Below are 13776 nucleotides of genomic sequence, written 5' to 3' on the forward strand. Positions count from 1 at the left end.
AATTTTCAAAATATTTCATCAAATTGGTCCTTAACCCCGTGCTTCAGACCTGTTTGCCCGAGGTCATGACCGTCGGGGGATGGGGTGAATGTATGCGTATCATTGCTCATGCCTTAGCATCATTACACTGGTAAGACTCCAGGTGAAATTTCAATTGGCTATCCTTCCATTTCACTTGCCTGTATGCTCTTGATTTGAATACACTAAACAGACAAAGGTGCTCAATTGATACTGAACATCAAATGGCCTTTTTGAAATGGCAACTGAAATATTTTTTATTTGCAAGTTTAGTTTCTCCAAAACTTAATTTCAAGTCCAATCTTTCCGCATCTTCCAACACAGACCTCGCCCACGCGTTCACATCCGCGCAATAGACTTCCGTATTCTCCGCACGGACATCGAGAATGGTCTTCGTCCACGAGGTTTTATTTATAACAGGTAAACCATCCCTTGAATTGATCTTGAAGGTGCGCTTGCCACTATCAACCAAATCTTTGTTCTGTTTCCTAATGAAGGCAGGCGGCTTATTTTCCACGAGGAATTCATGTAGTAATCCGCGCTCGTGCAGCCAGCCTTCGCGAGTCAACCTGCTGGAGTGTTGGAGCATGTACACGGTTACGGTCAAGTGATGGACGATGCCGTAGCCAGCATCTGTGAATTCCAGGGCAAGGAACTCATGAAAACGGGATTCGCAGTCTGCTGCGCCGCATTCGGGGCAGGTCATGGCAGGGTTCGGTTGAAAAAGCCGACCACGCGATCAATATATTCCTGCGGGTTGCCAGCAAGCGCCACACCGTGAAGCCCGTCGTGGATTTCCCATCGTTCGCGGGGGTCTTTGGCTGCTTCGTAAAATAATCGGCTGAAGTAAATGTCTTTCGAGCCGCTGGCAATCAGCAGGATGGGGCGAGGCGCGATTCTTCCGATCACCTCCAAAACACCCGCATCCCTGCCGCGGATCATGTATTCATACATCCGATAGTACAGCCAGTTGAAAGGCAGGTTGAGCCAGCGCTGTATGGATCTGGGGGAGCCGCCATGGTCGGATAATCGGGCAGGGCTTAGACCATCGAGGACAAGTGCGCGGATCTTGTCTGTTTTCAACGCGCCGCGCAGGGCAGCTTGTGCGCCGAGCGAAATCCCCAGCGCGCCGATCTTTGCCCCGTTGACATCCACGCGGCTGAGCAGGTAATCCACCGCGCCTGCAACATCGTCTGCTTCGCGCAGGCCGTAGGTGGATGTGTCGCCGTCGCTGCTGCCATGAGCGCGCAGGTCGATCATGAATACGCCGTAGCCTGCGTTGACAAGAAATGAAGCATGGACCAGCATGTCGGTGCCTGCGCCTCCCAACCCGTGGATCAGGATAATAACGGCGCGATTTCTGCCAGCATGGAATCGCCCGAAGAGGGTCAGTCCGTCACGCGATTTGAAAGTGACTTCCTTGAACACCAGGTTGGATTTGCTGTCCCAGTTGAATCTTCGGGATGGATGCGCAAATTGAAAGGCATTCCCGAAAGCCGAACGGAGCACCCATATAAACAGTACCAGGGTCCAATACAGCGGGTGTTCCAACGCGTAGCCGCCGATCATGAGAACGACGAAAAACAATATCCACAGCAGGGTCACGTTGCGATAATATCGCCAGCCTTTTCGATACATGGCTAGGCTTTGGCCCCTTTATGAATGGATGAGACGCCCTCGCTCCACAAGACTTTTTGCGTAATGCCGCTGATCTTCCATGCCCCCCATTGCCTTGCAAGCTGGAAATCATACATGCAGTGGGTGGTGAATTCCTCTGTTTCGGACCTTCTCCAAACCACCATTGAGGCGCGGCAGGCGGCGGCATCGAAATCGGGGAAGGTAACCTCGTAATTCCCGACCAGGTGATGAAGTTTCAAGTGGTCAAGCGACTCGCGGCGGAGTCTTACATACTCACTGGCTGAGATGGTTTCGGGCGGCGTGCCGCGCAGGTCGGAGTAATCGGTGTAAAGTGATTCGGTGAAACAGGCCTGCAATCCATCCCAATCTTTCATGTCGAAGCTATTGGCGAAACGGGCGACCAATTGCTGGATATTCAAAATATCTTCGTGCATATTTAGATTCCTTTTGGTAACAGTACTCGCCCGGCTGCGGTCATTTTTCCTTCTTCCATCATTTTTCGCGCCCGCTCGATGTTCGCATCTGTCCAAATGGATTTCTGCCTGCGCGGCGAGAAGCGTTTTGCATAGCGTTGATCGTCCATGCCTTTTTCGAAGCCGTCGATCCAGCCGAAGCAAATGGCTTCCTCCACCGCATCCACATAAGGGATGGATGGCTTCTGGGTGAATTTCTTGTACTGGATCAACCAGATCTCTTTGCAGGTCTTGTGATTCTTTTCCAGCCATTCGCGGAATTCCTCGCGGGTGGTGACGTAAATTGTTTCGCCGATTTCCATTTTAAATTCTCCGTGTCATTGCTTCGTAAGGCAAAACGCCTTCCTCTCAACGACATAATAAAAACGCCTCTCATTGTGAGAGGCGACATGCGAGACACATATCATCTCTCATCTACCAGACTCGTTTACGGTCTGCCGAAGTTGGCACCGCTTGAACGGTTGCCGAGGCTTCAAAGGGTCGGTCCCTCAGCCTCTCTGGATGAGTACAGCTAAAATATTGTTTTCGTTTTTATATCATAGCGAATAGGGCATGTCAACTCAAAAATTTTCGCGGCGTCTCTTTCTCTTTATAACAATTCATAGTACACCGTACAAACCCAGAATAAATAATACAAGACTGAGCAGCGCAATAAACACATGTGGAATTGCAACATTCACTTTTTGCATGTACTTGATGGTCTGGTCGCCTTTTGCATTATATTCCTTTGACCAGCTTGCGTAGGTCTGAAGCGGTATCGCTTCACCATGCTTTTCCTCCCGGATGATCTTTTCGATTTCCTGAATCCGCGTCGAAAAGAAATGAGATAAACCCCGCCAGTGACCTTCAAGAAACCAAAACACAATCGAGGCGCCAAAAGCAATAAGGAACAAAACGCTGTTCTTGTACAGGAATCCAGCGCCGATCGTTGCGAGTGCGACCGTGATCGCCCAATTCTTGATGTTCAACCCTTTGCTGTCCATGTCTTCGTAGAAATGTTGCAGCATGATGTATTCATCTTTTAGCAATTCCGCGCGTTTATCCTTGTTCATATTCTCTCCTTTTCAAAGAGTTTCTGGAATTATTGATGAGCTTTTATCCATGCCATTGCGCTGTTTCCTGCTTTGCGTCCACTGGCGAAACAGGCGGTCAATAAATAGCCTCCTGTCGGCGCTTCCCAATCGAGCATCTCGCCTGCGCAAAAGATCCCTGGGAGTTCGCGAAGCATCAAATGTTCATCCAGCGATTCGAACATCACGCCGCCAGCGGAACTGATCGCCTCATCCAGCGGACGTGTCGCGATCAATGGGATGGGCATGTGTTTGATGAAAGCCGCCAACCGTTCTGCATTTGAAAATTCCTCTTTTGGCATGAACTCATGCAGCAGCCCCACCTTCACGCCTTTCAACCCCACCGTCTTTTCAAGATGACTCGACATCGAACGCGAGCCGCGCGGTTTTGATAATCTTTCTACCAGCCACTCGTGTGACCTGTCAGGTGTCATGTCCAATTCAAGGACTGCCTTGCCATTGACTTCGATCGCATCACGGAGCGGCGCCGAAGCAGCGTAGATCAAACTCCCCTCCACGCCTTCCTTCGTCACAATGAATTCACCCTGTTGATGGAACGACCCAAATGACAACACAATCGATTTCAGCGGCTGACCATCGAATCGCTCCCGAAAATGCGGACTCCACGCCACATCAAATCCGCAATTGGATGGTTTCAACGTTTCGACCTTAACCCCGGCCTGCTTCAACCAATTGACCCATACGCCGTCCGAGCCGAGTCTTGCCCAACTGCCCCCGCCAAGCGCCAGAATCACCGCATCGGCATGGACAGTTTTTTCGTCCCCGGGCGTTTCAAATTTAATGATGCTCCCGCCACTGTCCCCGGCGGTGATTGCTCCAACCCACCTGTGCCGCAAATGAAAATTGACTCCCGCATCGCCCAGCCGTTTCAACCAAGCCCGCAGCAGGGGGCTGGCCTTCATCTCTTTCGGAAAGACTCGACCCGATGTACCAACGAAAGTTTCCACCCCGAGTCCGCGCGCCCACTCGCGCAGGTCATCGGGCGTGAAATCAGATAACCACTTTTCCACTTCATTTTTTCGATTTCCATAGCGTGAAACGAATTTCTCGAACGGCTCTGCGTGCGTGAGATTCAATCCGCTTTTGCCCGCCATCAGAAATTTCCGCCCCAGCGATGGCATGGAATCGTAGACATCCACCTGCACACCATTTCCACTCAAAACCTCTGCCGCCATCAACCCTGCAGGCCCGCCGCCGATAATTGCCACTATCTGATTCATATGGTCATTATAAAGGGATTTCGTTTTCAACATGTCATCGCGAGCCGCCGATGTTCTTCCGGCGGCGTGGCGATCTCCGGGCTATGGGCGGTGCGCTGTAATTAAAAGATTGCTTCGGCGGAACTGCTCCGCCTTGCAATGATATTAACAATCAAATTTGATGATACAGTCTTTGCCCCGCTGGGATGTTACGTATTCTGCTCACGCTGTTTCCAATTATGTTCGTGATGTAAAGGTCGGTCAAATCATCGCCGCCGAAAGCGGGATTGGCAGGCGCGATCTTTCTGCATTAAATGGTTTCATTTTTATGCGCAATCAAATTGATGACAATTGGAATGGTTTTATGGTTTCCAAAGTTGAATACTTTCCATAATGTGTTGAAAACTTGGCGAAAAGTTTTCAACAAGACTTGGATTGTCTATTAGTTCGACGACCTTTGGGTCTTGAAACTCCTCTAACAAGAAGATTGCAATTTGTTCGTCTTTGTTGTAGAGAAATGCTTCCAGGAAGATGGATGGTTCTTTCCATAAAATCTCAATGCCTTGAAAATCAATCAGATATACAGACTGCTTCCAGTGCGTATCAAAACTTTGAGGTTCGGAGGTTCTTGTATGGGATATGAGATTTTCCCATTGGGAAATAGGCTGCGTAAACACCATTTGGGGAAACCTGAGAAATTCATCCGGGTCTGAGTTATTAATCACAAGATTGGAAATAATAAGGCTGATGCCTTTTATTCTCGAGTCTTCGGGGGATTCTGGGGGAGGAATCATGTAAAAATAAAATACTTCTGGGCCAGCTACTCCTTTTTGAATATTCCAATTGCCAGGGGCTTCAAAGTATATCTTGTTTGAATTATGATACACCCATAAATCGTTCGTGTTGGGAACGATTGGTAACTTTGTCGAGCAGTCTGAATCTGGTAGGAAATAGCATTTGGGAAACGGAGTTGCTGTAACTACTACAGCAGGCGCAGTCTCCACTGTAGCTGGAGGATCAGATGACCAACTCGAATCGATAACACCCCAAGCTTCACTCACTGTCATTCCAACGAAATTATCAAGTGGAAATCGTTCCAATTCCTTTTCTATATCTTCCCGAAATGATTCACTTGCAAATTGAGCTTCCCATTCCCATTCCTCTTTCAACCTGTTTATCTGCTCCTCTGTAATTCGAACCGTATCGCCTTCGCCGTTTACCAAAGCTTCGATCCCTAGGGTAAACAAATCCACTACTTGCCAGAATTCGTCAAGATGTTCCGGGTGGGCGTTTACTATCTGGTATTGTTCTTCGCCGTGTTTTATTAGCAAACCTCTATAGTATGGCCCGGCAGATGATTTTTCCAAAATCTCAGCATCGAAACGCAAAAATATGGCAACGGCATGGGTCTTGTCGTAGAACGCTCTGACGGAATCGTTTAATGGAGAAAACAATAAAATCAGAAAGGTAAATGTAATAATAGTAAAGGCTATCACAAACCTGCGTTTCTTTGAATTTTCCATATATCTACCTTCTATTCAGCAATTCGTGCGTGATGCATCACACGGAGGCTTACCTTTGGGCAGGGTTTCTTATGCTTCCTTCTCCTACCTTCCACGCTCAAAACCCCGCCCAACGCGTTCAACTTCAAAGTCCATGTACTGCCGATCTGGAACTGTTGAAACTCGCTGACCGAGCTCGGCGAATAGGTAATGGTTCCCTTCGGCGTATCGAAGGTGACAGTCAGGGTCGCCGACGCATTCCCCAAGCCGCTGACCATTGAATACACTGGGCTCTGCATACTCTGAAACAGGTCGCTGCCGCTCAAATCATATGATTGAATGGTCGCCCACTCATCGACGGTATAACTACAATAATCCTGGCTTTCGGTGCGGCACTCGGTCACAACCTCGGCGAAGCCATTGCCCCTATCCACGGTCTTGTCTTCGCAAATTTCCTGGCTCTCCGTATGACACGAAACATCATACGCACCCGAGGGCGGGCTTCCACGCTCATTGGAATAATTCACCGCGCGGATCTCCTGCAAAGGAACGGAAGTCTGCCAGAACACGTCGGCCACGGTCCCCTCCACAGACTTGGATGGGAACACAAACAGGGCAAAGATCGCGATACAACACACCGCCAAAAACGCGCCGATGCCGCCGAACAAAAGCCAGTTTACCTTTTTAGGCTGAGCCTTTGCCGCAGGTGTCACTACTCCCGCCGCGGGAACTGGCTCAACGACTGTGCGTGGCAAAGGTGCGCCGCATTTGCCGCATACCCGTTCACTGCTCGGGTTCTCAGCTCCGCAATTTTTACAGTTGATGATCTTTACAGCGGGAGCCGCCTGTATAACCTGTCCCGCCTGTCTTGCCTTGCCTTCCTTCAAATCGCCCCCACACTGCGAACAATTTGTCGCAGTGACAGGGTTGCGCGTGCCGAAAAACCGCAATGGATGTCTGCGCCTGCTTTTGCCGCGCTGGCAACCTTCTCATCGGTAATGATTTTTTCATCCGCTGCGCGCTGAAACTTGACATCATCAGGCTGGGGCGCTCCGCAAGCCTGACAAGTCTTCCTCGACCCCTTGTTGACGCCGTCGCAACTTGGGCAAACCCATTCAAGCTCAACGAAACCTTTACTTTGTTTTCTTTGCATGACTCTCTCCTTTAAACAGGAGTGATTCTACAACAAAATTTTTTTATTGTGCGATACCATGCCATTTCAAAATATCATGAATGCGGGACTCGTGATCCGAATCAGGATAAGGCGACGGATCGCCCGCATCTTTCTTTAACGGAGAGTGGGTCAATGCGTTAATACCCGCGCGTGGAGAGTCCCAGCGAGGTGATCGGGTCGTTCCAATGCGCATCGAAGCCTGCCGAGATCAACAGCATCTGCGGGTGGAAGGATTCCACCACGGGCTTGAAAATCTCGTCAGCCACGCGCGCGAAGGTTCCGTCGCCTGCAAACTCATGCAAGGGTACATTGACCAGCCGTCCTTTGCGTGAGGCGCGTCATTGATCCAGCCTGTCCGGGGTAAATTCCCCCACTGGTGGGTCGAAATGAATCCAAAACGGTCGTCATCCACACAAACCGCCTGTGTGCCGTTGCCGTGATGCGCGTCATAATCGATGACCATCACACGCTGTAATCCGTTTGCCAGCGCTTCGCGCGCTGCGATGGCAATGTTGTTGAAAATGCAAAAGCCCATCGCGCGGTCTGGCTCGGCATGGTGCCCCGGCGGTCGGACAATGGCGAAGGCGTTCTGCGCCTCGCCGTTGAGCACCGCACGCGCGCAGGTGATCACGCCGCCTGCTGCGAGCAATGCATCTTCATAAGAGGTCTGTGTAATATAGGTTGGCGCGTGATCGATAATGCCCGGTCCACGTTTGCAAACCTCCGCAATGGCTTTGACCAATTGAGGGTTGTGTGCCTGTGCGATCTGCTCAGGCGTAGCGTGCACCGCCTCAATTCTTTCCGCATCCACCGAAGCAAGCAGCGGCTCCAGCACATCCAACCGCCCGGGCCTTTCGGGGTGGTCTGGGAATTCATGCGTTTTTGAGGGCACAAAAGTAAAAATGGTTTTCATGAGTTAATAACTTCCAGTAATCTGCTGCCAGATGAATTTTGCAAAATCCTGTTCGTAGTTTGGCTGATTTAATTTGACGGGAGGCAGCGGATACGGCGTAATGACGTTGAAGTCGTAACCGAGCGGCGGATTGAAGTTGGGAGCGCTGAAAGAAGGTCCCTGATCAATCAGGGATGTGTATGGAATTGTCCACGAATAAGACGAGGGACTTCGATTGCCGTCCACCTCAAGGTGCGGCATCGTGACCACGATATTCGTGTTGAATTTCGGGTTCAAAACCCACTTGCATTCGCCGTTTTCGGGTTTGGTAAAGGGAAAGGCAAGGATTCCGAAAACGGATGCGGATTCAGCAGTAGTGTCTATGGATTGCGCCAGGTTGTAATCGTCGTGGCTGTGTGGCACTTCCAGATTTTCCGAATTGTTGAGAACAATCTCGCTGACAGGGAGTTTGATGGTGTGCCGTATTGGGCTGACGCTATTGTTGTCAGTGGTGATCGTGAGCAGGAACAATAATTCCTCGCGGGCGGCAACCTTGGCAAGCATGGCTTGAAGCTGATCTTGAAACCCGCTGGTGGGATACCCATCTTTTAACACTCGGTTGATGTACACGACCTGAAGAAGTTCGGGGCTGATGAAGGTGAGTGTGATTCGCAACCTGCTGGTTTCATCCAGTTTGATCGTTTCCGTATCAGACCAGCGTTTTGTTTCGCTGATCAACTTTTGGAAAGCGGCATACTGCGCTCCTTGAAGTTGGGTGAATGCTGGAAAGGACGGGATGGATCAGGGAATGGAGAGGACGGGAGTCGTCGGGTAGGCATATTCAAAGATCATGTTCGCCCACGGTTGTGGAATTGTCCGATATACATTCACGTTCTCTGCAGGGACTGGCGTGCAGGCCTCCGAAGGGGCAACGACAGCCGCCTGTGTCATGATGGACGGTGGAACACACCCAACACTCCCCAGCATAACCGCCAGTGCCTGGAATCCGCACAGGAAAATTGACAAGCGCTTTTTGAACAAAGATAAAACCCCGTGACATTCGCCCCGCCTTTCCGACATTAAGTGCGCAAAATAAAGGAATTTTGCGATGAATAATATTTAGCATTGTACAACCGTTTGAATGAAAAGTTAAGCAGCAGCGAAGTGAAGCGGGGATTTCCGCAAAGTATCCTCAAAAAACCGTGTGAATTAACGTAATTTGCAGCAAAGAATCTGGATGAATCTCAAGGTGGTAACTGAAGCAGGCGATATTTCCAGTAAAATCAGGCGGTTAGGAGAAACAACCCTTGTTGAATCGCTTGAAACTTGCCGCAAAAATTCTATTGCGCGGCGAACCTCAAAAGAAAAACCGCAACCCCATCCCTGCCATCACCGCCGAGGAAGTTGCCGAAGCCCGCGCCTTTTTTTCGCGCGATAAATTTTTCATCTTCGGCCATGCCCGCTCGGGGACGACTCTGCTCATGCGCCTTGCCCGTTTGCATCCCGAAGTTCACTGCAATTATCAGGCGCATTTTTTCACGCGCAAACCGCTGCTCAAATCACTGGTTGATTCGCCCGAAGCCGAGGAATGGCTTACCCGCAAATCCAACCGCTGGAATCAGGGCAGTGACCTTTCTCCACTGGTACTGCGTGCCGTCGCAGATTTCATCATGGAGCGCGATGCCGCCCGCGAAGGCAAAATGATCGTCGGCGATAAAAGCCCATCCTCCACCATCCATGGGCAGGCCGTGCGCGATATGCACGCGGTTTATCCCGATGCGAAAATGATTTGCATCGTCCGCGATGGACGTGACGTGTTGATTTCGGAACGTTTTCGGAATTTCGTCGAAGAATCAAAGTTTCTGACGTCGGAAGACAAACGCATCATGTCGGACCTGCGGCTTGATCCTATTCCCTTTTCAGATGGCCGCCGTTCGATATTCACCGAAACCTTCATCCGCCGCGTTGCCAAAGACTGGGTGAAAGACCTGACCGAGACAGAAGACGAAGGCCGCAGACTGTTCACCGACCATTATTTCGGAATGCGCTACGAAGACCTGCTTTCCCAGCCGTTCGATGAAATGAGCAAACTGTGGAAATTCCTCTCCGTGAAAGGCATTGACCCAGCCCTCGATGCATCCCTGCGCGCTGAAATGTCCACGAATCCTGATGAAGAGTGGCAATCCAAACGTAACGAAAGCATTGCATCCTTTTTGCCGAAGGGACAGGCTGGCAACTGGGCGCGGCTGTTCACCGAGCGTGACAGGGTTATCTTCAAAGAGGTTGCGGGCGAGATGTTGATCCGCTGGAAGTATGAGAAGGATTTGAATTGGTAAGGTGCAACGCACCGTTGACTGATAATGCCCCTCGAAACAGAATCAACTTTCGGTTAAGTGCGAAGCGTTGCAAGTCGTAAAGGAAATATTCCCCTTGGACATCGTCAAAAAGATTCCCCGCTGGGAGCAGATCATCCCCGTTTATGCCGTCATTGTGATGATGGTGTATGTGTGGTCGCTCTTTCAGTATTTTTGGAGGCTTTCAAGCTGGCTCAATTTTTCAACGCTGGGACAGGTTGGGGGCATTTATGTTTATACGGCGGCGGTTAATTTTATTGAAAGCCTTTTGATCCTGTTTGCGCTGCTTGTGTTGAGCGTGATCCTCCCTTCGAAATGGTTTTATGAACAGTTCGTGGTGAAAGGCAGTACGTTGACCCTTTTCACCCTTGGCGGGTTGATGCTCTTCAACCAAGCCCTGTTCGAGGATATTTTGCATCCTTCGATATTGCTTCCGAAACTTCTGGCTTTTGCGGCTGTTGTTGTTCTTTTGATCTTTCTGTTTGGCCGAATTGGTTTCTTGAAAAAAACGATGGAAGAACTTGCGAATCGCATGACCGTGTTTCTGTATATCTGGATGCCGATCACTGCGATTTCGATTTTGATTTTGCTGGTGCGAAACATTTTTTAAACTTGAAGAAGCGCGATGCACATAAAGAAGGAAGATAGATGCCCAAATTCAACCGCCGTAGTTTTTTGAAATTGATCGGGGCCGCCGCTCCTGCAGTTTTGCTGCCCAGCCTAGCACATCGTGTCGGCGGGTTGGATGCTTCACGCCCAAATATCATTGTGCTGTTGTTCGATGCCATGAGCGCGCGAAACCTCTCGTTGTATAAATATCCGCGCCCCACATCGCCCGCGATGGAGCGTTTCGCCGAACACGCAAATGTGTATCACGCGCACAACTCCAGCGGAAATTACACCATCCCCGGCGTGGCCTCGTTGATGACGGGAACCTATCCGTGGAAGCATCGCGCCATCAATCATCGCGGCGCGATTCGGCAAAGCATGGTGGGGAATAACCTCTTCCGCGTTTTGGGCAGTGACTATCACCGCCTGGCCTTCCCCCAAAATTTTTGGGCCACCCTTTTGCTTTCGCAATTTCAAGATGATATTGATGTGCTGCTTTCCTCAGGCGAATTCTCCGAGTTGAGTTATCTGTTGAGCGATCATTTTCCCAAAGATAAAAACATGTCAGCGCGCGCGTTGGATGATTTTCTGTTCAGAGTGGGGGAGGCGCCGCCTTCTTTGGTGCTGGGTTCCCTGGAAAGATTGTTGTATTCGTGGCAAAGCAATCACCTGCCTACAGACGGCTACAGGGAATTGCCTCATGACCTCAACTATCCGATCACCTTTCGGTTGGAGGATGTGTTCGATGGTTTGATCTCGTTGATTCCGAGTCTGCCTGCGCCGTTCTTCACGTACCTGCATCTGCTTCCGCCGCACACGCCTTATCGCCCCACCGACAAATTCTTCAACGCCTTCCGCGATGACATGAAACCCATGCGCAAACCTGACCATCGTTTTGCCGATGGTACTTCGAATGCTGACCTAAATCTGGCGCGGCGTTTATATGATGAGTACATCGCCTCCCTCGATCAGGAATTGGGCAGGTTGTTGGATTCGCTTGAAAGCCAGGGCCTTTTCGAGAATAGTTATGTCATCCTCACCGCTGACCATGGTGAGATGTTCGAACGCGGCGAGAAGGGACATTCCACGCCGTTGTTGTATGACCCGGTCATTCACATCCCGTTGTTGATCTCTGCGCCAGGGCAGAAGACCCGCCGTGATATTTACACCCCCACAAATGTCGTGGACATCCTCCCCACGCTCGCCCACCTGACGGGCAATCCGCTCCCTGCATGGACCGATGGAAAGCCGCTGCCCGGCCTCGGCGGTGAAGAAGATTACGAACGCAGTTTATATTCCGTGGAAGCCAAACTCAGCCCCGCCAATGGCATCCTCAACAAGGCCACGGTCGTTTTGCGAAAAGGAGACCGCAAACTCATTTATTACACAGGCTACGAAGCGGAAGATTCCTTCGAGTTGTACGACCTGAGCGAAAACATCGAAGAACTTCACGATCTGTATCCAGACCAGCCTGCCTTCGCAAAGCAAATGAAGGAAGAATTGCTCGAAGCGTTTTTCGAGGCAAATAAAAAATAAAAGACCTTTTGCAAAAGTCTAAAGATGTAACCACGGAGACACGAAGACACAGAGAAAACCAATTAAAAACTCCGTCCGCAGGAGGCTCCGCACTGCCTCTGTGTCTCCGTGGTTCAAAATAGTTTTTTACGCGCATTCTCTATGCAAGAGGTCTTATGCAAGTATTCAGTCACTCTCAAAAGGATAAAACATGAAATTTCTAATCGCAGGTCTCGGCTCCATTGGCCGACGCCACTTTCGCAACCTGATCGCCCTCGGCGAAAAGGATATCGTTCTGCTGCGCACGCGCAAGGCCACCCTGCCCGATGATGAGTTGGCGGGCTATCCCGTTGAGACTGATTTGGCCGAGGCACTCAAAAAACACAAGCCCGATGCCGTGGTCGTGGCGAATCCAACTTCGCTGCATCTCGATGTCGCCATCCCTGCGGCAGAAGCGGGTTGTCACATCCTGCTTGAGAAACCCGTTTCACATTCGCTCGACCGACTCGACCTGCTTCAAAAAGCCGCCACAAAAAGCGGAAGCAAAATTCTCGTCGGCTTTCAATTTCGCTATCATCCCACTTTGAACAAGGCGCGTGAATTGATTCAGTCTGGCGCGCTTGGCAAAATATTAACTGTCCATGTGCATTGGGGCGAGTATCTTCCGCAGTGGCATCCGTGGGAGGATTACCGCCAGAGCTATGCCGCGCGCGCCGACCTTGGCGGCGGAGTCATTGTCACGCTCACGCATCCGCTCGATTACCTGCGTTTTCTTTTGGGTGATGTCGCTTCGCTGTGGTCGTTCAACGAGCATTTGTCTGCGCTGGAATTGGATGTGGAAGATTTCGCCGAGATCGGTTTGAAGTTTTCAAGTGGGGCAGTGGGCGGCGTACACATCAATTATTTCCAGCGACCGGGCGTGCATAAACTGGAAATTGTTGGGACGGATGGCACCATGCGCTGGGACAACGCGGACGGAATCCTGCACCTGCACAAAATGCCCGCTCCTTCGGCTCCTATTCGGACCTGCCGCCTGCTCCCGTTACCGAAGCATTTTCTCCCCCCGATGGATTCGAGCGCAATCAACTGTTCATTGCGCAGACCAAACACTTCATTGACATCGTACGCGGAAACGCACAACCCATCTGCACCCTCACCGACGGGGTCCGCGCTTTGCAAATGGCGTTGGCGGCATATGAATCGCAGAAGACGGAGAGGTTGGTGAAGTTTTAGAGAGGATGCGTACCTCACGCGCATAATTTCACATCAAAACTTTTCCCTCACCCCGTTTGAAATAATTGATTGTTGGGA

The 13776-nt window shown here is 50.5% G+C and carries 16 protein-coding genes, 1 pseudogene and 1 riboswitch; of the genes and pseudogenes, 4 read left to right on the forward strand and 13 right to left on the reverse strand.

The features are described from left to right. Positions 1–238: 238 nt before the first annotated feature. The 13 genes and pseudogenes from IPI86_RS14015 to IPI86_RS14075 form a co-directional block, all read right to left on the reverse strand. On the reverse strand, positions 239–724 hold the full coding sequence (locus IPI86_RS14015; protein ID WP_345298632.1) for a DUF5946 family protein: 486 nt from the start codon (positions 722–724) through the stop codon (positions 239–241). Beyond that, positions 721–1656, reverse strand: coding sequence for an alpha/beta fold hydrolase (locus IPI86_RS14020; protein WP_345298633.1), 936 nt, complete (start codon positions 1654–1656; stop codon positions 721–723). The genes IPI86_RS14015 and IPI86_RS14020 overlap by 4 nt, the downstream gene beginning before the upstream one ends. Before the next feature lie 2 nt (positions 1657–1658). Continuing rightward, the gene (locus IPI86_RS14025; protein WP_345298634.1) at positions 1659–2090 is read right to left on the reverse strand and encodes a nuclear transport factor 2 family protein; all 432 of its coding nucleotides are present in this window, start codon (positions 2088–2090) and stop codon (positions 1659–1661) included. A gap of 2 nt (positions 2091–2092) precedes the next feature. Then, entirely contained in the window at positions 2093–2431 is a 339-nt protein-coding gene (locus IPI86_RS14030) for a hypothetical protein (RefSeq protein WP_345298635.1), read from the reverse strand. A gap of 105 nt (positions 2432–2536) precedes the next feature. Further along, positions 2537–2637: riboswitch (SAM riboswitch) on the reverse strand. 91 nt (positions 2638–2728) lie between these two features. Then, positions 2729–3181: a hypothetical protein gene (locus tag IPI86_RS14035; RefSeq protein WP_345298636.1), complete on the reverse strand. Its 453-nt coding sequence runs from the start codon at positions 3179–3181 to the stop codon at positions 2729–2731. Positions 3182–3210: 29 nt separating this feature from the next. Beyond that, entirely contained in the window at positions 3211–4440 is a 1230-nt protein-coding gene (locus IPI86_RS14040) for a TIGR03862 family flavoprotein (protein WP_345298637.1), read from the reverse strand. 341 nt (positions 4441–4781) lie between these two features. After that, complete coding sequence (locus tag IPI86_RS14045; protein ID WP_345298638.1) at positions 4782–5942, reverse strand: hypothetical protein; 1161 nt, start codon at positions 5940–5942, stop codon at positions 4782–4784. A gap of 11 nt (positions 5943–5953) precedes the next feature. Further along, positions 5954–6808 (reverse strand): zinc ribbon domain-containing protein, encoded by an 855-nt coding sequence (locus tag IPI86_RS14050; protein WP_345298639.1) that lies wholly within the window; start codon positions 6806–6808, stop codon positions 5954–5956. After that, positions 6805–7074, reverse strand: a complete 270-nt coding sequence (locus IPI86_RS14055) for a zinc finger protein (protein ID WP_345298640.1) — start codon at positions 7072–7074, stop codon at positions 6805–6807. Before IPI86_RS14055 ends, IPI86_RS14050 begins: the two co-directional genes overlap by 4 nt. Positions 7075–7232: 158 nt before the next feature. After that, positions 7233–7397: a hypothetical protein gene (locus tag IPI86_RS14060; protein WP_345298641.1), complete on the reverse strand. Its 165-nt coding sequence runs from the start codon at positions 7395–7397 to the stop codon at positions 7233–7235. A gap of 41 nt (positions 7398–7438) precedes the next feature. Continuing rightward, positions 7439–8008: pseudogene (locus tag IPI86_RS14065) on the reverse strand (histone deacetylase); the annotation flags it as partial. Between the two features lie 3 nt (positions 8009–8011). Beyond that, positions 8012–8725, reverse strand: a complete 714-nt coding sequence (locus IPI86_RS14070; protein ID WP_345298642.1) for a hypothetical protein — start codon at positions 8723–8725, stop codon at positions 8012–8014. Between the two features lie 63 nt (positions 8726–8788). After that, positions 8789–9013, reverse strand: coding sequence for a hypothetical protein (locus IPI86_RS14075; RefSeq protein ID WP_345298643.1), 225 nt, complete (start codon positions 9011–9013; stop codon positions 8789–8791). Positions 9014–9294: 281 nt separating this feature from the next. Between IPI86_RS14075 and IPI86_RS14080 the strand changes: the two genes are divergently transcribed. The 4 genes from IPI86_RS14080 (at position 9295) to IPI86_RS14095 (ending at position 13690) form a co-directional block, all read left to right on the forward strand. Further along, a complete protein-coding gene (locus tag IPI86_RS14080) occupies positions 9295–10323 on the forward strand; it encodes a sulfotransferase (RefSeq protein WP_345298644.1) in 1029 nt (342 codons plus the stop codon). 94 nt (positions 10324–10417) lie between these two features. Next, positions 10418–10951: a hypothetical protein gene (locus IPI86_RS14085; protein WP_345298645.1), complete on the forward strand. Its 534-nt coding sequence runs from the start codon at positions 10418–10420 to the stop codon at positions 10949–10951. Between the two features lie 38 nt (positions 10952–10989). Then, a complete protein-coding gene (locus tag IPI86_RS14090; protein WP_345298646.1) occupies positions 10990–12486 on the forward strand; it encodes a sulfatase-like hydrolase/transferase in 1497 nt (498 codons plus the stop codon). Positions 12487–12676: 190 nt separating this feature from the next. Further along, on the forward strand, positions 12677–13690 hold the full coding sequence (locus tag IPI86_RS14095) for a Gfo/Idh/MocA family oxidoreductase (protein ID WP_345298647.1): 1014 nt from the start codon (positions 12677–12679) through the stop codon (positions 13688–13690). The last annotated feature ends 86 nt before the right edge of the window (positions 13691–13776 follow it).

This window comes from Candidatus Villigracilis affinis, assembly GCF_016705895.1.
Lineage (GTDB): Bacteria > Chloroflexota > Anaerolineae > Anaerolineales > Villigracilaceae > Villigracilis > Villigracilis affinis.